This is a genomic window from Actinocrispum wychmicini (assembly GCF_004345645.1).
Lineage (GTDB): Bacteria > Actinomycetota > Actinomycetes > Mycobacteriales > Pseudonocardiaceae > Kibdelosporangium > Kibdelosporangium wychmicini.
Genome location: NZ_SLWS01000010.1, coordinates 22,655 through 41,575, shown reverse-complemented (window position 1 = coordinate 41,575; position 18,921 = coordinate 22,655). Strand labels below are relative to the sequence as shown.

The following is an 18,921-nucleotide window of genomic DNA, read 5'->3' as shown; positions in this document are numbered from 1 at the left end:
GTGCCGGTCGGTGTTCGTGAACGGTCTGTCGAGAGGACTGGAGGTCGCATGTTCGACTCTGGCCAGCAGGATGCTCTGGAGCGGCGGGTCGCCGAGTTGGAGCGTGCGGTCCAGATGTTGACCTCGCGGGCGCCCGGTGAGGGGTTCGAGGGCCAGATCGACACCCTGTACCGGGCGGAGGTCACCGGGTTCGTGGCGGTCTACTTCGTCACCGGCCGGACGGCGAAGGTGCAGCTCCTGGTTGGCCCCGGCAACCCGCCCGCGCGGGTGGTGGGTGTGGTGGACTCACGCGGCTCGCACGATTCCTACGCGGGCGGCATCGTGCGGGCGGGGGAATACTGGGTGGCGGCCTCCACCAGCAGGCGTCCGAACCTGAACTTCCGGGTGCACTTCACCCCGCTGTTCTGATGGCGGCTGAGATCCGCCGCGCGGCGAGGTCTGGTGTAGGTTCTCGCCGGAGCGGTGGTGGCGGAAGGGCTATTGGTGGGTGGCCTGCTCGAGTAGCTCCTCCGGCGGCGCGCTCTCGAACCGCGTGATGACCGGGTTCTGGCCGCCGAAGCGCGGGGTGCTGATCGGCTCTGGTGCTGCGGTCCCGTCCATCTGTGGTGGAAGAGGTAGCGCGAGAATGTGGGCTGCTTAGCTGTTGCCGGCATGGCGGGTCTTGGCCGCTACCCAGGCCTCGACGCCGTCCAGGAATCGGTCCACTCCGAAGCTGAGCTGGATGGGGAGTGCTTGCCCGTCGACCCGCTCGGGTTCGGAGTGGTCGCTGGTGGTTTCGGCGGTGTGGACGGCTGCCAGCGCGGGGTAGCCGTGCGGGTCGATGAGTTCGGCAAGTGCGTGTGCCAGTTCGGCTTCGCTGTGCGGCGATCCGTCGGCGGTCTTGTGTGCGCTGGTCATGTCCATGCTGATCTGTGCTGTGCCGCGCACGACCGCGGTCAGGTGCTGGGCCGCCGCCCGTGCCTCGCCACCGACCAGCCCGGCCGTCAGCAGGGGCTGCAGCAGGCGGTCGAGCCACGCGAGCTGGTTGGGCCCTATCGGTGCGTGGTCGAGCGGGACACGTAGGAGCCAGGGGCGGGTCTGGAAGCCGGCCCACAGGGCGCCGACCCAGTGCCGGACCGCGTGCCGGAAGTCTGCTGTGCTGTCGAGTTCGGGTGGTTGCCCGGCCGCGATGTCGGCCACGACCTCCAGCAGCAGGTCCTTGCTCGGGATGTGGTTGTAGATGGACATGGTCGAGTAGCCGAGGTCGGCGGCGATCCGCTGCATCGACAGTGCCTCCAGGCCGGCGGCGTCCGCGATCCGGACGGCGGCGTCCGCGATCTGCGCCACGGTGAGCTTTGGCCGGGGTCCGCGCTGGCCCCGGGAGCGTCCCGCCCACAGCAGCGTGAGGCTGCGTTGCAGGTCCGGGCCCTTGCTGTCGCGTGTCGCCATCTGCCATCCCGTCCGTGTCGTCGCTGTCATTCTAAAACTATGTACGACATACGTTCTTGTGTATGGTGTACATAGTTTCTGCCCGGCCTCATCACGAACGGATCGCCATGACCCAAACGACGAACGCACCTCCCGCGGCTCCGCCTCGCCGTGCCCAAGCCTGGTGGCGCCGCCCCTGGATCGTGCCGCTGCTGCTGCTGGTCACGGCATTCCTGGCCTTCTCCGTGCCGCCCTACCTCACCTTCGACCCGTCCCTCTCCCGGCTGGAACCGCCGGCTGGCAACCACCTCTACTACCCGTTGCTCGTCGCGCACGTCCTCTTCGGCACCGTCGCGATGGCGACTGCCTGCTTCCAGATCTGGCCCGCGTTCCGCACGCAACACCTGCGCGGACACCGGATCACCGGCCGGATCTACGTCTTCGGCGGGGCGCTACCCGCCGGACTACTCGGGCTGTACATCGGCTGGCACACCACGGGCGGCCCCTCCGTGCGGATAGCCAACCTCGTGGGCTCGGCGCTGTGGCTCACGGTCACGATCACCGGGCTGCGGATGGCCCGCCAGCGCCGCTACGGCGAACACCGCAAGTGGATGTCACGCAGCTTCGCGCTCGCCATGTCGATCGTTCTGAGCCGAGTCATCAACGTGGTGGCCACGATCGCGCTCATGCCACAGGTGGACACCACCTTCGGCGGCAGCAAAGAACTGATGAAGTACAGTGCCGCGAGCATCGGCGTCTGGCTCAGCCCCTTGCTCCTACTACTGCTCGCGGACTGGCTGCTGGAACGCCGCAAATCCGGTACCCGCCGTCCTGCCGCCCGCGGCGTGGATCCAGCTAGCCGAGCGCCGGCCCGCTGATCAGTTGGCTTCCCGCCTGTCCTACGAGCATGGACGATCCTGGTCGGTTCCTCTGCCATACATGGAACCTGTGATCGTCAGGCCAAGACACAGTTTGGGTGCCCAGACAGCCACACCGGATGGTGTCTGTTGGCCAAGCCGAGCACGCTCTCGGCGGCATGTGAGCGTGTGTTGGGCACTGATATCCGGAGGTGATCAGCCTTGGTAGAGCCAGATCCAGTTGCCACTGGGATCCTTGACCGCCGAACTGCGGGGCATGCCTTGCCTGTCGCGGGGTGCCACGACCTCGGTGGCTCCGGCGGCCAGCGCCCCTGAGTGTCGAGTGTCCACATCGTCGACCATGAGTCCGAAGGTCGTCGGTCCGGGTCGGTCGGTGTCGGCCGAGTCGTCCAGCAGGTGCAGCAGGAAGAAGTCGTCTTGGCCGTAGTCGCCGAACACGAACGACGAGTAGTCCGCGTCGTCGGTGTGGCGGGTCACGTCGTATCGCAGGTCGAACGCGGCCTGGTAGAACGCGATCGATGCGGCGCGGTCATCCACGGCGATCTTGATTTGGACGGGTCGGCACCCCGACAGCGGAGCGGACATGGTGAACCCTTTCTTCAGAAGACGATCGACGCTGTTGATCTGGGTGGTGAGCACACCGCGCTGGCGGTGTAGCCGCTGCCGGTGACCGGCCAGCACCGGACCGCCTCGGCCGGCGTTGGCGAGGATCTGCCGGATCTCGTCGATAGGCAGGTCGATCCACCGCAGCTCACGGATGAGGTGGGCCACCTGGATCTGGTCACGGCCGTAACGGCGGTAGCCGGTCTGCGGATCGGTATGGGCCGGGGTCAACAGGCCGACGTCGTCGTAGTGACGCAGCGCGTGGATCGACAACCCTGTCAGCCGGGCGAACCGCCCGATCGTCACCAGTTCTGTATCACCCACCTGGCCACTGTGCCGTCTCGGGCAACCCGAGAGTCAAACACCCGGCCTATCTCTCCGGTCTCTGCGACCAGCGGTGAGAAAAGCCAACTACGTCTGGCTGTCTTACAGCACCCGAGTCGCATAGGGGACGATCCCGCCGTAACGGACCGGCGCGATCCTGACCCGGGAGCCGGAGTACGGCGCCTCGATCATCTGGCCGTTGCCGATGTACAGCGCCACGTGGTGGATCTGGCCGCCGGTGGCCCAGAACAGCATGTCCCCCGGCTGCATCTGGGACAGCGGGACGCGTTGCCCGGAGGTCGCCTGGTAGCCGCTGTAGTGCGGCAGGGACACGCCCGCGCCGGCGAAGGCGTAGATCATCAGGCCGGAGCAGTCGAAGCCGATCTTGTTGAAGTCGCCGAACATGTCCGCCACACCACCGTCACGGATGCCGCGGGACGGCCCGTTGGCGTTGCCGCCGCCCCAGGCGTACGGCATACCGAGTTGGGCGAGGGCGCGGGCGATCACGAGTTGGACGGCGTTGGAGCCCACTGCCGGCCGGCCCGCGGATGGGCGGCTGGGGGCGGGACGGCCCGGGCGGTTGGCGTTCGCGGCAGCGGCCTGTTTGGCGCGTTCCTCGTCCTCTTTCTGCTTGGCCGCCTGCCAGTCGCGGTAGCGCTGCAACTGGGACTCCAGGTCGCCGACCTTGGCCTGGGCGTCCTGGAGTTGCTGCTCGGTGTTGGCCTTGTCGGCCTCGATCTTGGCGGCGTCCGCGGCCTGGGTCCGGCGGGCTTCCTCGGCGGCGCGGGTGGCCGCGTCGGCGACCTGCTTGGCGCGTTGCGCCTCGGCCTGTTTCTGGTCGGCCATCGCCAGGGCGGCCCGGGCCAGCGAGTCCTTGTTGGCCTGGTCGACCCGGGCGACCTGCATCCGGTCAAGGGCGTCGAGTTGGCTGCCGCTGACCGCGTTCAGCATCTGGGCGCGGTCGAGCAGGTCCTGTGGGCTCTTCGCGCCGAAGAACGCCGACATCGAGCCGATCGTGCTGCCCTGGCGGAAGCTCGCCGCGGCGAAGTCGTCGACGTCCTGCCGGATCCGGTCGATCACGGCCGCGGCGGCGTCCGCCTCCCGCCTGGTGGCCGCCGCGTCGTCCCTGGCCTTGTCGGCCGCCGCACGGGCGGTGTCGAGGTCGACGAGCGCCTTGTTGGCGTCCTCCATCTTCAGTTCGACGTTCGCCTGCAGGTCGGTCAGCTTGGTCTCGGCCGTGGCCAGCTGGTTGGTCAGCTCGCCGACCCGGCCGGCCTTGGTGTCCCGGTCCGTCTTGCTGTCCTGGACCTCCTGGTCGCTGGGCTTCGGCGGGGGCGGCGGCACGGCCACGGCCGGCGCGGCACAGGTGAGCACGAGCAGGGCCGCCACCAGCGCCGACCGCACTGTGCGCGTCATGACTCACCACTCCCGTAACAGCCATACCACTGGCAACTTGATCACCGTGCATCACAGATTCCTTTTTGGACACCCCTGACGTCGCGATTTGACCCGAACGAGGGATACCCAGAACATAGGGCGGTGCGTAAACGGCTGCCCTGGATCGGGGCTGGACTGGGGGCCGTCGGCCTGGTCGCGGTCATAATTGGCACGTTCCTGCCGTGGTCGCGGTCGGGCCTGACCTACCGGAACAGCTACGCGTCCCTCGGCGTGCTGCGTGAACTGGGGTTCGTCGGCTCGCTGGTGACCGTCTGGGTGGCGATGATCCCCCTGGCCGCGGTCACCATCGCGATCTACGCCCTCGGACTGCGCCGGTCGGCCGCGGGCGTTGCGGCCGTAATGTCCATAATCATGGGAACGATTTCGGGGGTGGCTGTCGTCGAACGGGGTGACGAGGGCAGCTTGATCGGCATCGCGAGCACTGGACCGACCACGGCGCTGGCCGGCGCGGCGCTGGGGGTGCTGGGGGCCGCGGTCGTCCTTGTCACCCAGCGCAAGCGCAGCTCAGGAGGGGAAGCGTGACCTACCCACCGCAGGGTGGCCAATGGCAGCCCAACGATCCGAACCAGTATCCGCAGGGGTATCCCCAGCAGGGACAGCCCAGCCAGCCGTTCCCCGCCCAGGGATACCCACAGGGCCAACCGAGCCAGCCGTTCCCCACTCAGGGGCAGCCCAGCCAGCCGTTCCCGGCCCAGTACGGCCACCCGCAGCAGCAGCCGTACCCGCAGTACGGCCAGCCGGTGGGCTACGGCTACCCGCAGCCGCCGAAGCGGAAGCGGACGGGTGTGATCGTGGCCGTGATCGCCGCGGTGGCGCTGGTCGCGGGCGGGGTCGTGACGTTCGTCGCGCTGAACCAGACAAGTGTCAACGAGGGCTCCGCCAACCCGCAGGACGCGGCGTTGAAGCTGGTCAGCGCGGTCGGCAACGCCGACGTCGCCGGTCTGCTCACGTCCTTGCCGCCGGCCGAGAGCGCGTTGCTGCGTGACCTCAACTCGCAGGCCACCGAGGAGTTCAAGCGGCTCGACGTGTTCAAGAAGGACGCCGACCCGGACAAGGTCGCCGGCCTGGGCCTCAAGGCCGACAACCTCAAGTTCGACGACGCGCAACGTCAGGAGGTCAACGACCACCTGGCCATCAACATGCTGGTCGACGGCCAGCTCACGATGAACTCGGACATGCGCCAACTGCCGTTCACGCAGAAGTTCATCGACCTGGCGTTCCCGGACGGGATGCCGGCCGCGACCAGGAAACCCGAGACCGTGGACATCGGCAAGCAGGTGCGCAAGAGCCACAAGCCGATCCGGATCGCGACGGTCAAGGTCGACGGCCAGTGGTACCCGAGCATCTTCTACACGGTCGCGGACTACGCGCTGCAGGGCGCGAAGAAGTCGTGGCCGAAGCAGTCCGTGCCGGCCAAGGGCGCCGACTCCCCCGGCAACGCCGTCCGGGCCATGGCGGACGCGGCGCTCAACGCCGACCTGGAGCGGGTGATCGAGCTGGCGCCGCCGGACGAGCTTGGCGCGCTGCACGACGCCGGTCCGGTGCTGCTGCAGGCGGTCACCGGCAAGCTCAAGCCGACCGGGGCGAAGATCACCCAGCTGCAGACGGACACCAACAGCGTCACCGGCGGCACCAAGGTCACCCTGAAGGAGCTGACGATCGAGGCCGACGGCGACAGCGTGCACATCGTCAAGAAGGGTGACTGCTACTCGGCCACCGCCGACGGCGAGACGCACGACATGTGCCCGGCGGACGCGGCCAAGGAGATGGGTGTCAGCAGCCGGATGCCCGCGCGCGCCCGCCAGGCCATCACCCACCTGATGGAGGGCCTGTTCAAGAACGGCCTCGGCGTCGTCACCACCAAGGTCGACGGCAAGTGGTACGTCAGCCCCGGCCGCAGCGTGTTCGAGATCGTGCTGACCGCGCTGCGCAGCCTGCAGCCCCAGGACATCGAGGCGATCTTCCAGGGTCGTCGCTAACCGTCCAGGAATTCGAGGCGGTTGCCGACCGGGTCGTAGGTGTGCAGGCGCCTGCGGCCCGGGATCTCGGCCTCATCCGCCCAGACAACCTCATGACCGGCCGCCGCGAGCGCGTCGGCCACCGCCGGGAGGTCCACCACGAACGCGGGGTGGGCCTTTCGGGCCGGCCGGAAGTCCTGCTCGACACCCGCGTGCAGCTCGCCGTCCGGTCCGCCGCGGCCGGGGACCTTGAACCAGCAGCCGCCGCGGGCCGCCAGCAGCGGCGGCTTCGGCAGTTCCGTCCAGCCCAGCACGCCGTGGTAGAACTCCCTGAGTCGATCTTCGCTGCCCGCCGGGACCGCGACCTGGACATGGTGAATCATGTCTCGCCCACCCCTCCTTGAGGTCTAATACAGGACAAGCGTACTGTTAACCGCGAGAGGGGTCCTGTCTGCGAACCCGGCCAGGGTGCGCGAGACTCGGCCATATCCCGAACTGACTTGTTGCCACCCGTTCACTGGCGCGCGAGATGGAGTTGCGACGTGACTGCACCTGCGAGCAAGGACAGCTTCGGTGCCCGCGGCACGCTGACTGTCGGTGACACCTCCTACGAGGTGTTCCGGCTCAGTGCGGTCGAGGGCGCCGGGCGCCTGCCGTACAGCCTGAAAATCCTGCTGGAGAACCTGCTGCGGACCGAGGACGGCGCGAACATCACCGCCGACCACGTGCGCGCGCTCGCCGGCTGGGATCCGAGCGCGGAGCCCGCGACGGAGATCCAGTTCACCCCCGCCCGGGTGGTGATGCAGGACTTCACCGGCGTTCCGTGCGTCGTCGACCTGGCCACCATGCGCGAGGCTGTCGCCCAGCTCGGCGGTGACCCGGACAAGGTCAACCCGCTGGCCCCGGCCGAGCTGGTGATCGACCACTCGGTGATCGCCGACGTCTTCGGCCGGCCGGACGCGTTCGAGCGCAACGTCGACCTGGAGTACCAGCGCAACAAGGAGCGCTACCAGTTCCTGCGCTGGGGCCAGAGCGCGTTCTCCGAGTTCAAGGTGGTGCCGCCGGGCACCGGCATCGTGCACCAGGTCAACATCGAGCACCTCGCGCGCGTGGTTTTCACCCGCAATGGTCAGGCGTACCCGGACACCCTGGTCGGCACCGACAGCCACACCACGATGGTCAACGGCATCGGCGTGCTCGGCTGGGGAGTCGGCGGCATCGAGGCCGAGGCCGCCATGCTCGGCCAGCCGGTGTCCATGCTGATCCCGCGCGTGGTCGGCTTCAAGCTGCACGGTGAGCTGCCCGCCGGCGCCACCGCGACCGACCTGGTGCTGACGATCACCGAGATGCTGCGCAAGCACGGCGTGGTCGGCAAGTTCGTCGAGTTCTACGGCTCAGGTGTGTCGGCCGTGCCGCTGGCCAACCGGGCCACGATCGGCAACATGAGCCCGGAGTTCGGCTCCACCTGCGCGATCTTCCCGATCGACGCGGAGACCATCGACTACCTGCGGCTGACCGGCCGGGACGACCAGCAGCTGGCGCTGGTCGAGGCGTACGCCAAGGAACAGGGCATGTGGCACGACCCGTCGGTCGAGCCCACGTACTCCGAGACGCTCGAACTGGATCTGTCCACTGTGGTCCCGTCGATCGCCGGCCCGAAGCGCCCGCAGGACCGGATCGAACTGGTGTCGGCGAAGCCGTCCTTCCGTGGCGCGCTGGGCGACTACGTGTCGCACACGCCGGCGCCCGCGCCGTCCATTGTGGACGAGGCGATCGACGAGACGTTCCCGGCCAGTGACCCGGTCGCCCTGCACGAGGGACAGAACGGCAACGGACGGCCGCGCGTCCAGTCCGCCGCCGAGGGCAGCGAGGGCCGTCCGTCCACGCCGACCACGGTCACAGTGGACGGCAACACGTTCGAACTGGACCACGGCGCGGTCGCCATCGCCGCGATCACGTCCTGCACCAACACGTCCAACCCGTCGGTGATGATCGGCGCGGCGCTGCTGGCCAAGAAGGCCGTCGAGCGCGGCCTGGAGCGCAAGCCGTGGGTGAAGACCACCCTGGCGCCGGGCTCCAAGGTCGTCATGGACTACTACGAGCGCGCCGGCCTGATGCCGTACCTGGAGAAGCTCGGTTTCCACCTGGTCGGCTACGGCTGCACCACCTGCATCGGCAACTCCGGCCCGCTACAGGAGGAGATCTCGCAGGCCGCGCAGGACAAGGACCTGGCGCTGGTGTCCGTGCTGTCCGGCAACCGGAACTTCGAGGGCCGGATCAACCCGGACATCAAGATGAACTACCTGGCCAGCCCGCCGCTGGTGGTCGCGTACGCGCTGGCCGGCTCGATGGACCTGGACATCGTCAAGGAGCCGCTTGGCACCGGCTCCGACGGCACCCCGGTGTACCTGGCCGACATCTGGCCGTCGCCGCAGGAGATCCAGGACGTGGTGGCGTCGGCCATCTCCTCGGAGATGTTCACCAACGACTACGCGGACGTGTTCCACGGCGACGACCGCTGGCGTTCGCTGCCCACGCCGACCGGCAACACCTTCGAGTGGGCCGCCGACTCGACGTACGTGCGCAAGCCACCGTACTTCGAGGGCATGGCCAACGAACCGGCGCCGGTCACGGACATCGCCGGCGCGCGGGTCCTGGCCCTGCTCGGCGACTCGGTGACCACGGACCACATCTCCCCCGCCGGGTCGATCAAGCTGGACTCGCCCGCCGGCAAGTACCTCACCGAGCACGGCGTGGAGCGCAAGGACTTCAACTCCTACGGCTCCCGGCGCGGCAACCACGAGGTGATGATCCGCGGCACGTTCGCCAACATCCGGCTGCGCAACCTGCTACTCGAGGACGTCCAGGGCGGTTTCACCCGCAACTTCCTCGAGGACGGCGCCCCGCAGACCACCATCTACGACGCCTCGGTGGCATACGCGTCGGCCGGCGTGCCGCTGGTCGTGTTGGCGGGCAAGGAATACGGCTCAGGTTCGTCCCGTGACTGGGCCGCCAAGGGCACGTCCCTGCTCGGGGTCCGCGCGGTCATCGCCGAGTCGTTCGAACGCATCCACCGGTCGAACCTGATCGGCATGGGCGTGGTGCCGCTGCAGTTCCCGGCCGGCGAAACGGCGTCGTCGCTCGGGTTGGACGGCACCGAGACGTTCGACATCGCCGGGATCACGGCGTTGAACGACGGCGACACCCCGCACACGGTCAAGGTCACGGCGACAAAAAACACAGCGACCAATGCCGACGGCGGCAAGGTCGAGTTCGACGCGGTCGTCCGGATCGACACACCCGGCGAGGCCGACTACTACCGCAACGGCGGGATCATGCAGTACGTGCTGCGCAAGATGGTCCGTTCCTGACCCGGTGGGCTTTTCACTGTGCTGGGCCTTTCACTGTGCTGGGCTTTCAGTCCGCCGCTGGATCACCGGTGTTCCAGCGGCGGGCTTGGGCTCACCAGGTTGTGCCCCACGCGCAGGGCCAACCCGATGGGGGTTGCCAAACCCGCCCCCGTGATGCGACGGTGAGTATTCACCAACAATCGGGGGGTTAGGTGATGAGCAGGCGCGGCTGGGCCATCCTGGTCGGGGCGGTCGGTTTCGTGCTTTCGGCGCTGCTCGGCACCGGGATCGGCATCTCCAACGCCGGCCGGTCGACCGGCAGCGAACGCGCGATCGAGGTCACCGACCACTGGGGTTCCATCGGCCCGTTCGGTAGTCACTTTTCAGTGCGCTGACATCTCCTCCCTGCGCGCCCGGAACATCACGGACACCCATGTGCGATACGGCCGCCACACGTCCGCCACTCGTTCGAGCTCGCTGACCGACGGCTCACGCAGCCCGTAGGCCGTGGTGATCGCCTCGTGCAGACGTGGCTCGGCTGTCGCGAAGACATCGGGATGACCGGCGCCGCGCAACAGGATGAGCTGCGCGGAGAACGGACCGATGCCCGGCAGCTTGGCGAGCGAACGTAACGCCTCCTCGGCGGGCATCGACCGGAGATGATCGGCGTCCAACTCGCCGGCCAACGCCGCCTCCGCGACCATCCGCAGGCGGCTGCTCTTCACTTCAGGCACCAACGGCACCCGCTCCAGGTCGACGAGTCGCCGTGGGGCCGGAAAACTGTCGAGCTGTATCCCCGGCAGCTCGACCTTTCCAGCCGGCACGGCGACTCTCCCTCCGACCCTACGCGCGATTTGCCCCTTCAACACAGCCGCTTGGCTCCGCCGAAGGCGTTGGCTCAGGATCGACCAGCACGCCGCCTCGTACGGCGACGGGAAAAGCACAGGTCGCATCCCGGGGAACCGGGCCTGCAACTCCCGCACCACCCGATCCCGGTCGGCGAGGGCCGCAAACCCCGTCCCGTCCACGTCCAGCGACAGGATCCGCCGCACGTGCCGGATCGCGTCGGCCACGTCCGCCGGATCAGCCGCCAACCGCACCCACACCGGGCCGTTCGGCTCCGCCTGACGGACCAGCGCCCCCACTGGCCGCCACGACGGAGCCGACGCGAACGCCAGCGGCACATCACCGTCCACCGCGATCTGTCTGGCCGGCGCGAACCCCTCGAGAAACCGCGCCGACGCGGCCAGGTCGAACGGCCCGTGGACGGGCAGCTCGATCCAGTCACTGTGTTCTCTCTGTTCTCCGTGTTCAGCCCTGTTGGTCATTCGTGTTCCCTCCTGCCAGACACTGTGACAGAGGGGTACGACAATTTTGGGTCCCCGCAGATCAGGCTAGTTCTGCCACTTCCCGGCGCGGCACGTGAGCGGGGTCCCGGTCGGGCTGTAGTCCCGGGTGTTCTCCGGGTCGCACGGCTCTCCGCCGAACGGGCCCGCCGGGTTGGACCGCGCCGGAAAGCCGCCGTGCGGTGCGGTGACCCAGGACTGGGCCGAGGCCGAGGTCCGCTGACAGCGCTGGGTGTCGTTCTGACGAAGGCGCCCGATGTCCACCCGGCTGCACGCCTCCAGCGGCTCCGGCGTCCAAGCCACCAAGGGAACGTCGCTTTCCCTGCCAGGACCGGATGTTGTGCCCGAGCCCGGGGTATTTCCGTTGCCCAGCAGAAGAATCAAGCCCGCGGCGGCCGCGGCCAGCACAGTCACGCCGGACGTGACCGCCCACGGGAACCGGCGTTTCCCGCGCCTGGGCACCGGTGGCTGCGGCGCGACGACCGACACTGGCCGAGAAGGTGTGCTCACCCGTTCAGTCGGGCCAGGTTCGGGCGTCGGGGCCGACATGAGCAGGTCCGGTGCCTCGACCGCGGTCAGGTCCTGGCGGACTTCGGGTGGATGGGCGTACCGGAGTGCTTCCCTGGCCGCCACACAGTCGGCGTACCGGCGGGCCGGATCGGGGTCGGCGATGCGGCGCAACACGTCGGCGAGGTGCCTGGGCAGCCCGTCCGGCAACGGGACCTGGTAGTCCCAGTCGGCCGAGAGGTCAGGCGTGGCGTTGCTCTGGTGGATCAGCCGGCGGCCGGACAGCAGCTCCGCCGCCAGGACGCCGACAGCGAACAAATCAGTCCGCGGCGAGGGTTGTGTGCCGTCGAGGTACTCCGGCGCCAGGTAGCCAAGCGTGCCGATCGCCGAGCCCGCGCCGGTCATCGACACGGTGCGCCATGCGGCGATGCCGAAGTCGCCGACCAGCACGTACGGCGCGACCATCCCGGCGTCCCGCAGGAGCAGGTTCGCGGGCTTGACGTCCCGGTGCACGACCCCGGCCGCGTGCAGGGCAGCGAGCGCGTCGAGGGTCTGGTCGACGATCTCCGTCACCCAGCCGACGGGTTGCGGGCCACGGTTGAGCATCGGCCGCAGCGACCCGCCGCGCGCCAACTCCGTGACCAGCCAGGCCTGGTCGTCCACCAGCCGGAACGCGACTGTACGCACCAGATGCGGGTGGGCGACGCGGATCCGCGACTCGATGACGAACCGCAGCAGGTCGAGCTCGTCCTGGCCGGTGAAGTGCTTGACGGCGACGTACCGCTGATCGGCCGTGTCCCACGCGAGGTGCACCTGCCCGAACGCACCCGAGCCGAGCACGTGAATGGGCTGCCACCTGGCCAGTTCCTCCACCCGGCCGAGCCTAGACGAGGCATTCGTGGGAACCTGTTGGGCACGGGGTGCGTCGGATGGTCCGTCGTGACCATGGAGAACACGTCGGAAGGTCTTGCGGTATGCCTCGCTGGGGAGTCCGGTCAGTCGCGTGCGCCGTCGCGGCAGCCGCGTCGTTGAGTGCCTGCTCGGGGAAGTCGGACGGCCTGCCGACCGGCCAGTCCGAACCGAGCGTCCCGTCGACCAGCAGGCCGCCGTTCACCGGAAAGACGCTGGCCAACGGCGATGTGCAGAAGGTGACCGACCTGGGTGGGGCCCGGATGCAGCCGGTGAGCGGCGCCGAGGTGCGCGGCCCAGGGGTCACGCTCAAGGTCGTCGAGTTCGGCACCGCGGACCAGATCGACGACTCCGGCAGCAGCTACCGCGCACCGGACAAGTCCACGCTGATCGCGTTTCGGACTTCGACGACCGTCGACAAGGACACCCAGAGCGGCGTCCTGGAGCAGCTCGCCTTCGGTGTCTCGGTCGACGGGACCCAGCGTTCCCTGCCCGACATCCTCAGCGGCCGGCCCACCTCGGGCTCGGCGACGGCGAGCTTCATCGTGGCCGTGCCCGAACAGCGCCGCACGGTCGAACTGCAGCTGAAGGCAGCCGGCCTGACCCAGGCGATCGACCTGTTGGAGGGCAAGCCCAAGGGTGACCGGCCGAAGGCGCTGTACCGCCCGGCCGAGGGCACGGTCCTGCGGCAGGAGTCGCTGCCGCCGGCGAACTTCCAGACCGCGATCTGGCCGAACCAGCCACCGGCCCAGCAGGTGGTCACCGTCAAGGAAGCCGACTTCAGCTACTTCAACGGGGTGACCCACAACGTCCCGTCCAGCCCCGACAAGGCGTGGCTGACATTCGTCGGCACGTCGGCCACTGGCGGCAACGGCGACATCTGCGTCACGCCGCTGGCCGCGCACAAGCTGGTCGACGACAAAGGCGCCACCATCTCACCGTCCGAGAGCGCCTCGAAGATGCCCGGCGAGGGGTACATCGCCGAGGAGGCCTTCACGGTGTCCTTCGAGGTGCCCGCCGACGTCAAGAGCGTCACCTTGGTCATCGCGCCCACCCAGATGCGCTGCCAGGTCAGCACCGGCAACTACCAGGCCCGCCAGTCCAGCGGCGAGGCGAAGATCGCGGTCACGATCCCGGAGAAATAGGGACTAGTCCGAGATGTCCAGCAGGTAGGCGCGTAGGACGCGCTTGAGTTCCAGGGTCATCTCCACTCGGGCGCGGCCGGCGGCGGCCAGGATGACGGGCAGCATCGCGGCGATGATCCGGACCGTGACGGTCGCGATCAGCCGGCGTCGGCTCGTGTCCAGCTCGGGTATCCGGTAGGCGATCAGCGCGTCCACCCGGGTGGTCACGGCCAGCCGCAGCCGTTCCGACCACGAGAACAGCGGTTCGAACCCGGGGTTCGCCAGGCAGACCTCGATGGCCGGGTCGACCATCGAGTCGATCACCACGTCCAGCGGCACCGCGCCCACGTCCACCTCGGCCGCCTGCTGCTGGGCCGCGGTCAGCGTGTCCAGGTACTTCTCGGCGAGCGCGTTCGCCATCGACTCCTTGTTCGGGAAGAACTGGTAGAGCGTGCCCGGGGAAACGCCGGCGTGCGCCGCCACCCCGTTCATGGTCGCGCCGACGTAGCCCTCGGCGGCGAACACGTGGGCCGCCGCGTCCAGCAGCTGGGCGATTCTGCGCTCACCGCGGGCCTGCCTGCGGCGGGGCTTGACAGTCTCGACCACGGCACCTCCAAGGGTGAAAGGCGAGCACCCACTCGCCTCGCACCCTAGCCAGGAGATCACGGTATGGCGATATCTGAATGGTTGCGGTCCACTACACGGCTTGGGACAGGGAGAGGCCGAACCGGTCCGCTGTGTCCGTCCACCAGCAGGTCATGTCGAAACCGGCGTCGGCCAGTTCGGCGGTGATTCCTTCCTTGCGGAACTTCGCGGAGATCTCGGTGTGGAGTTCTTCGTCCTTGTCGAAGGTGACGGTCAGGTCCAGGGCGGCGATGTGGACTTCCATCGCGCGCTCGGCCCGTAGCCGCATCTCGATCCACTCGTTTTCCGGGTCCCACATGGCTGTGTGGGTGAAGGCGTCGACGTCGAAGTCGGCGTTCAGTTCGCGGTTCAGGACGTGCAGGACGTTCTTGTTGAACTCGGCGGTCACACCGGCTGAGTCGTCGTAGGCGACGCGCACCGTCTCCGGGTCTTTGACCAGGTCGGTGCCGAGGAGGAGCCACTCGCCCGGGGCCAGGACGTCGCGAAGGGACGAGAGGAACTTCGCTCGTTCGGCGGGCAGCAGGTTGCCGATCGTGCCGCCGAGGAAGGCGACCATTCGGGGCGCTTCACCGGGCAGCAGGGACAGGTGTTCGGTGAAATCCCCGACCACGCCGTGGACCAGCAGCGACGGGTAGTCCTCGGCGAGGGCCGCGGCCGCGTCGAGCAGGGCTGTTCGGGACACGTCGAGCGGCACGAACTGGTGCAGTGTCCCGGCCGCACGCAGCGAGTCGAGCAGGAGACGGGTCTTCTCCGAGGAGCCGGAACCCAGTTCCACCAGGGTGTGGGCCTGGCTGGCGGCCGCGATCTCGGCGGCCCTGGCGCCCAGGATCTCGCGTTCCGCTCGGGTCGGGTAGTACTCGGGCAGGCGGGTGATCTGCTCGAACAGGTCACTGCCGCGGGCGTCGTAGAACCACTTGGGAGGCAACGTTTTCGGGGACGCGGACAGGCCCGCGCGGGCGTCGGCGGCGAGCGCGCGGGCGGCGTGGTCCTCGGCCAGGTGGATGTCGACCACCGGTTCAGTCATGGGTTCCCTGTTCGTCGGTACCGAGCCGGAGCACGGCGAGCGAAGGCGGGCCAGGCGGAGTTACGCCGGCCGTGACAATGTGGCGATCCGGGACGGGTGTCCAGCGCGGATCGGTGTCGTAGGGCTCCGACGCGACGACCACCGAGTCCTCGGTGAGCAGCGTCGAGAGCGAATGGGTCCAGGCCGTGGCCACGAGGGACCGGCCGTCGGTGAGCATCAGGTTCAGACGTGACTCAGGTGCGACCGCGTCGACGTCCAACACCACGGACGCCACGGCCTTCGCTGGGTCTTGGCCGTCGCGCAGACGCGCACGGACAAGCGCCCACAGCAAAGCCGCGTCGGTCGGCGCGTCCAACGTCATCAGGTCGGTCACGGGCAGCCGCGCGGCCAGCGACTCGACCGACTCCGGCCAGCCGCGGACCACCCCGTTGTGGCTGAACAGCCACCGGCCGTCGGTGAAGGGCGCGGACGCGGTCTCCACCACGGGCATGCCGACGGTCGCGGACCGGACCGCCGCGAGCACACCCGTGGCGTGCACCGGCCCCAGCAGCGCGCCCAAGGCCGGGTCCGTCCACATCGGACTTGACCGGCGGTACACCACCGGCGGGCCGCCCGCGAACCAGCCCACGCCGAACCCGTCGGCGTTGATCGTCCCGCCGTGCCGCATGTCCCGCGGCGCCCAACTCTGCCGCAGCAACGAATGCGGCGGATCGAGCACCAGACCGGACACGGGCACGGCGGGGCCGAGGTAACCCAGATGGCGGCACATCCGCTACTGGGATTCGTCCGGCCGGGCGTCCCGGGCGAGCCGTAAACCGGAGAAGATCTGTCGCCGGATCGGGTAGTCCCAGTTGCGGAACGTGCCCCGGCAGGCCGAGGCGTCCGCGCCGAACGACCCGCCGCGCAGCATCTTGTAGTCCGGCCCGAAGAACACCTCGGAGTACTCGCGGTAGGGGAACGCCACGAACCCCGGGTAGGCATGGAAGTCCGAGCTCGTCCACTCCCACACGTCCCCGATCAGCTGCGCGACCCCGAGCGGCGACTCCCCCGCCGGGTACGCGCCGATCCGCGCCGGTCGCAGGTGTCGCTGGCCCAGGTTGGCGTGCTGCGGCCCGGGATCCTCGTCGCCCCACGGGTATCTGCGGGACCGGCCGGTCGCCGGGTCGTGTCTGGCCGCTTTCTCCCACTCCACCTCGGTCGGCAGCCGCTTGCCGGCCCACGCCGCGAAGGCCTCGGCTTCGTAGAAGCACACATGCACCACGGGCTCGTCCGGGACGAGCGGCTCGACCAATCCGAAACCGTTGCGCAGCCAGCGATCCCCGTCCCGAAGCCAGAACCGGGGCGAGGTGAGGTTCGCCTTCTGGCGGTACGCCCAGCCGTCGGCCGACCACCACCGCTCCTGGTCATAGCCGCCCGCCGCGACGAACTCCAGGTACGCGCTGTTGGTCACCGGGTACTTGTCGATCACGAAGGCGGGCACGTCGACCTGGTGCGCCGGGCGTTCGTTGTCCAACGCCCACGGCTCCACGGACGTGCCCAAGGTGAACGGCCCGCCCGGCACCAGGATCTCCTCGTCGACCACCGGACCCGGCGGCGCTGGCGGGGAGTCCGCGTGCAGCACGGGCTCACCGGTACGCAACTGGTGGGTGGCGAGCATGGTCTCGTTGTGCTGCTGTTCGTGTTGCACGATCATGCCGAACGCGAAGGCGTTCTCCACCAGCCTGCGCCCTTCGAGCGGGGTGCTGGCGAGCACGTCCAGCACCTTGTCGCGCACTTCCCTCACGTACGAACGGGTCTCGACCGGTGACAGCAAAGGCAACGCCGGTCGGTCCGCGCGCGGATGCTGGAACGCGTCGTACATCTCGTCGATGTCGTGCCGCACCGGCTCGCGGCCGCCCACGTCCCGCACCAGCCAGAGTTCCTCCTGGTTGGCGATGTGCGCGAAGTCCCACACCAGCGGCGACATCAGCTTGGAGTGTTGCTTCACGAGGTCGTCGTCGTCCACCGCGTCGGTCAGCGCGGTGCTGCGGGCCCGCGAACGGGCCAGGTCCGCGGCCACCCGGTCGCGCAGTGTCTCGATACCGTCGAACATCTGGGTTTCGTCGGCGGCTGTCATCCCCTGGTCCTCCCGTCGTGCAGCCTGCGTTCGATGTCGCTGGTCACGGTCCGCGCCAGGTCCGGCGGCAGGCCGGTGGCGTCCAGGGCGTCCAGCCCGATGGCGACCACGTGGTCCACCACCCGGGCGATGTCCTGGTTGGCCATCCCGTGCCTGGCCGCTGTCATCCAGCGGTGGGCGACCGGGGCGCACGCGTCGATCACCGCGTCCACCCGGGCAGGCGTGGACATCAGCGCGACCAGCAACGCGGCGGGAGTGAGCCAGCGGTCGCCGGGTTGCGCGTCGATGTACCGGACTTCCAAGTACCCCTGCGCCCGCACCGGCGGGAACAGCGTGGAGATGTGGTATTCGAGGTCGTCGACGGTCGGCGTGCGGTCCAGTGCGCCACCGATCCAGTCGGCGAAGGTGACGCCGCGCGGCGCCTCCCAACGTCGACCTGCACGTCGCACGCACAGCAGCGGCGTGTCCAGCACGCGGCGGGCCCATGTGCCCGCTGGGTCGTCGTTGACCTTGCTGGGATACGTCCTGGTCGGGTCGGTGCCCATCACGGCCCGCGCCCGGTTGGACGCCCAGCCGGTGACCTCGCCGAGCCGGCGCGGCGAGTTGGCGAACAGGGCGACCATGGGCGGGCCGAGCGAGTGCACGGCCGCCCAACGGGCCGCGACGTCGGACCGTTCGCCGACATCCACACAGAGCTGGAACCCGGCCGTGTTGCACATCATGGTGATGCCGTGCGTGCCGATCGGCTCGAACGCCTTCTCCATGGCGGCGTAACGCGGCGTGTCCAGAATGCGCTGCGGTGTCCGGTACGGGTCGATCGCCGTGGTGCCGAACGTCAGCCCTTGCGCCGCGAGCATGTCACGGAGCTGGACGCTGTCGGCGGTGACGGTGGCGTACAGGTCGGTCAGGGAATCCTTCGGCAGAGCCGAGATCTCGACCTGACCACCCGGCTCCAAGCTGAGCGGGGAGCCACCGGAGAGCGGAAGGTGGGGACTGTCTTGGCGAAGTGTTCGCGGGGTGTGCGGTCCGAGCGCCTTCGCGAGATGCTCGGCCGTCAACGGTCGGAGTGGGTCGCCGACGTGGTGGACCGTCCATTCGAGTTCCACGCCGAACAGACGCGGTGGGCCGTGTTTGAAACACACCGAGGCGACGTAGGCCTCGGCTTCCACCCGCTGGCGCAGCGGGCGGAAGTCGGGCCCATCGTGTCCCTCGATGGGCGTGTCGTACAGGATCGTCACGCCGACCGACGCTACCCTCGACCACCGACAATTT

At 68.9% G+C, this 18,921-nt stretch carries 18 protein-coding genes; 7 read left to right on the top strand and 11 right to left on the bottom strand.

What is annotated here, in order from left to right:
• Window positions 1–48 precede the first annotated feature (48 nt).
• Window positions 49–408, top strand: coding sequence for a hypothetical protein (locus tag EV192_RS37740; RefSeq protein WP_132123438.1), 360 nt, complete (start codon window positions 49–51; stop codon window positions 406–408).
• A gap of 228 nt (window positions 409–636) precedes the next feature.
• Here the strand turns inward: EV192_RS37740 and EV192_RS37735 are convergent, their stop codons facing one another.
• Window positions 637–1,458: a TetR/AcrR family transcriptional regulator gene (locus EV192_RS37735; protein WP_243727334.1), complete on the bottom strand. Its 822-nt coding sequence runs from the start codon at window positions 1,456–1,458 to the stop codon at window positions 637–639.
• A 77-nt stretch (window positions 1,459–1,535) separates the two neighbouring features.
• Here EV192_RS37735 and EV192_RS37730 point away from each other — a divergent pair, with 77 nt between their 5' ends.
• Window positions 1,536–2,285, top strand: a complete 750-nt coding sequence (locus EV192_RS37730) for a DUF2306 domain-containing protein (protein WP_132123437.1) — start codon at window positions 1,536–1,538, stop codon at window positions 2,283–2,285.
• 195 nt (window positions 2,286–2,480) lie between these two features.
• Here EV192_RS37730 and EV192_RS37725 read toward each other — a convergent pair whose 3' ends face one another.
• Window positions 2,481–3,212 (bottom strand): MerR family transcriptional regulator, encoded by a 732-nt coding sequence (locus EV192_RS37725; RefSeq protein ID WP_132123436.1) that lies wholly within the window; start codon window positions 3,210–3,212, stop codon window positions 2,481–2,483.
• A 102-nt stretch (window positions 3,213–3,314) separates the two neighbouring features.
• Window positions 3,315–4,628, bottom strand: a complete 1,314-nt coding sequence (locus tag EV192_RS37720; RefSeq protein WP_132123435.1) for an NlpC/P60 family protein — start codon at window positions 4,626–4,628, stop codon at window positions 3,315–3,317.
• 123 nt (window positions 4,629–4,751) lie between these two features.
• Here EV192_RS37720 and EV192_RS37715 point away from each other — a divergent pair, with 123 nt between their 5' ends.
• Together EV192_RS37715 and EV192_RS37710 are read left to right on the top strand one after the other, a co-directional pair.
• Window positions 4,752–5,192, top strand: coding sequence for a hypothetical protein (locus EV192_RS37715; RefSeq protein WP_132123434.1), 441 nt, complete (start codon window positions 4,752–4,754; stop codon window positions 5,190–5,192).
• Window positions 5,189–6,649: a flagellar basal body protein FliL gene (locus EV192_RS37710; protein WP_132123433.1), complete on the top strand. Its 1,461-nt coding sequence runs from the start codon at window positions 5,189–5,191 to the stop codon at window positions 6,647–6,649. The genes EV192_RS37715 and EV192_RS37710 overlap by 4 nt, the downstream gene beginning before the upstream one ends.
• Here the strand turns inward: EV192_RS37710 and EV192_RS37705 are convergent.
• Entirely contained in the window at window positions 6,646–7,011 is a 366-nt protein-coding gene (locus EV192_RS37705) for a VOC family protein (protein WP_132123432.1), read from the bottom strand. The genes EV192_RS37710 and EV192_RS37705 overlap by 4 nt on opposite strands.
• Before the next feature lie 159 nt (window positions 7,012–7,170).
• Here EV192_RS37705 and EV192_RS37700 point away from each other — a divergent pair, with 159 nt between their 5' ends.
• Together EV192_RS37700 and EV192_RS37695 are read left to right on the top strand one after the other, a co-directional pair.
• Complete coding sequence (locus EV192_RS37700) at window positions 7,171–9,999, top strand: aconitate hydratase (protein WP_132123431.1); 2,829 nt, start codon at window positions 7,171–7,173, stop codon at window positions 9,997–9,999.
• A gap of 194 nt (window positions 10,000–10,193) precedes the next feature.
• Window positions 10,194–10,373 carry a hypothetical protein gene (locus tag EV192_RS37695; RefSeq protein WP_132123430.1) on the top strand — a complete coding sequence of 60 codons (180 nt, stop codon included), beginning with the start codon at window positions 10,194–10,196 and terminating at the stop codon, window positions 10,371–10,373.
• On the opposite strand, the gene EV192_RS37690 is transcribed toward EV192_RS37695, so the two are convergent.
• Both EV192_RS37690 and EV192_RS37685 read right to left on the bottom strand, forming a co-directional pair.
• The gene (locus EV192_RS37690; protein ID WP_132123429.1) at window positions 10,362–11,306 is read right to left on the bottom strand and encodes a DNA-3-methyladenine glycosylase family protein; all 945 of its coding nucleotides are present in this window, start codon (window positions 11,304–11,306) and stop codon (window positions 10,362–10,364) included. The genes EV192_RS37695 and EV192_RS37690 overlap by 12 nt on opposite strands.
• 66 nt (window positions 11,307–11,372) lie before the next feature.
• The gene (locus EV192_RS37685; protein ID WP_132123428.1) at window positions 11,373–12,704 is read right to left on the bottom strand and encodes a serine/threonine-protein kinase; all 1,332 of its coding nucleotides are present in this window, start codon (window positions 12,702–12,704) and stop codon (window positions 11,373–11,375) included.
• Between the two features lie 101 nt (window positions 12,705–12,805).
• Here EV192_RS37685 and EV192_RS37680 point away from each other — a divergent pair, with 101 nt between their 5' ends.
• Entirely contained in the window at window positions 12,806–13,885 is a 1,080-nt protein-coding gene (locus EV192_RS37680; protein ID WP_132123427.1) for a hypothetical protein, read from the top strand.
• A gap of 3 nt (window positions 13,886–13,888) precedes the next feature.
• Here the strand turns inward: EV192_RS37680 and EV192_RS37675 are convergent, their stop codons facing one another.
• From EV192_RS37675 to egtA, 5 genes are all read right to left on the bottom strand, one after another.
• On the bottom strand, window positions 13,889–14,470 hold the full coding sequence (locus EV192_RS37675) for a TetR/AcrR family transcriptional regulator (protein WP_165960844.1): 582 nt from the start codon (window positions 14,468–14,470) through the stop codon (window positions 13,889–13,891).
• A gap of 91 nt (window positions 14,471–14,561) precedes the next feature.
• Window positions 14,562–15,533, bottom strand: a complete 972-nt coding sequence (gene egtD / locus EV192_RS37670; RefSeq protein ID WP_132123425.1) for an L-histidine N(alpha)-methyltransferase — start codon at window positions 15,531–15,533, stop codon at window positions 14,562–14,564.
• Window positions 15,526–16,302, bottom strand: a complete 777-nt coding sequence (egtC, locus tag EV192_RS37665) for an ergothioneine biosynthesis protein EgtC (RefSeq protein ID WP_132123424.1) — start codon at window positions 16,300–16,302, stop codon at window positions 15,526–15,528. Before egtC ends, egtD begins: the two co-directional genes overlap by 8 nt.
• Before the next feature lie 3 nt (window positions 16,303–16,305).
• Window positions 16,306–17,649: an ergothioneine biosynthesis protein EgtB gene (gene egtB, locus EV192_RS37660; protein ID WP_132123423.1), complete on the bottom strand. Its 1,344-nt coding sequence runs from the start codon at window positions 17,647–17,649 to the stop codon at window positions 16,306–16,308.
• Window positions 17,646–18,887 carry an ergothioneine biosynthesis glutamate--cysteine ligase EgtA gene (gene egtA / locus EV192_RS37655; protein WP_341770955.1) on the bottom strand — a complete coding sequence of 414 codons (1,242 nt, stop codon included), beginning with the start codon at window positions 18,885–18,887 and terminating at the stop codon, window positions 17,646–17,648. The genes egtB and egtA overlap by 4 nt, the downstream gene beginning before the upstream one ends.
• Window positions 18,888–18,921: the final 34 nt, after the last annotated feature.

What these genes read in the sequence shown, in the direction of transcription:
- EV192_RS37740 (WP_132123438.1), top strand. Translation starts at nt 49, where the DNA reads ATGTTCGACTCTGGCCAGCAGGATGCTCTGGAGCGGCGGGTCGCCGAG.
- EV192_RS37735 (WP_243727334.1), bottom strand. Translation starts at nt 1,458, where the DNA reads ATGACAGCGACGACACGGACGGGATGGCAGATGGCGACACGCGACAGC.
- EV192_RS37730 (WP_132123437.1), top strand. Translation starts at nt 1,536, where the DNA reads ATGACCCAAACGACGAACGCACCTCCCGCGGCTCCGCCTCGCCGTGCC.
- EV192_RS37720 (WP_132123435.1), bottom strand. Translation starts at nt 4,628, where the DNA reads ATGACGCGCACAGTGCGGTCGGCGCTGGTGGCGGCCCTGCTCGTGCTC.
- EV192_RS37705 (WP_132123432.1), bottom strand. Translation starts at nt 7,011, where the DNA reads ATGATTCACCATGTCCAGGTCGCGGTCCCGGCGGGCAGCGAAGATCGA.
- EV192_RS37695 (WP_132123430.1), top strand. Translation starts at nt 10,194, where the DNA reads ATGAGCAGGCGCGGCTGGGCCATCCTGGTCGGGGCGGTCGGTTTCGTG.
- EV192_RS37690 (WP_132123429.1), bottom strand. Translation starts at nt 11,306, where the DNA reads ATGACCAACAGGGCTGAACACGGAGAACAGAGAGAACACAGTGACTGG.
- EV192_RS37680 (WP_132123427.1), top strand. Translation starts at nt 12,806, where the DNA reads ATGCCTCGCTGGGGAGTCCGGTCAGTCGCGTGCGCCGTCGCGGCAGCC.
- egtD (WP_132123425.1), bottom strand. Translation starts at nt 15,533, where the DNA reads ATGACTGAACCGGTGGTCGACATCCACCTGGCCGAGGACCACGCCGCC.
- egtC (WP_132123424.1), bottom strand. Translation starts at nt 16,302, where the DNA reads ATGTGCCGCCATCTGGGTTACCTCGGCCCCGCCGTGCCCGTGTCCGGT.
- egtB (WP_132123423.1), bottom strand. Translation starts at nt 17,649, where the DNA reads ATGACAGCCGCCGACGAAACCCAGATGTTCGACGGTATCGAGACACTG.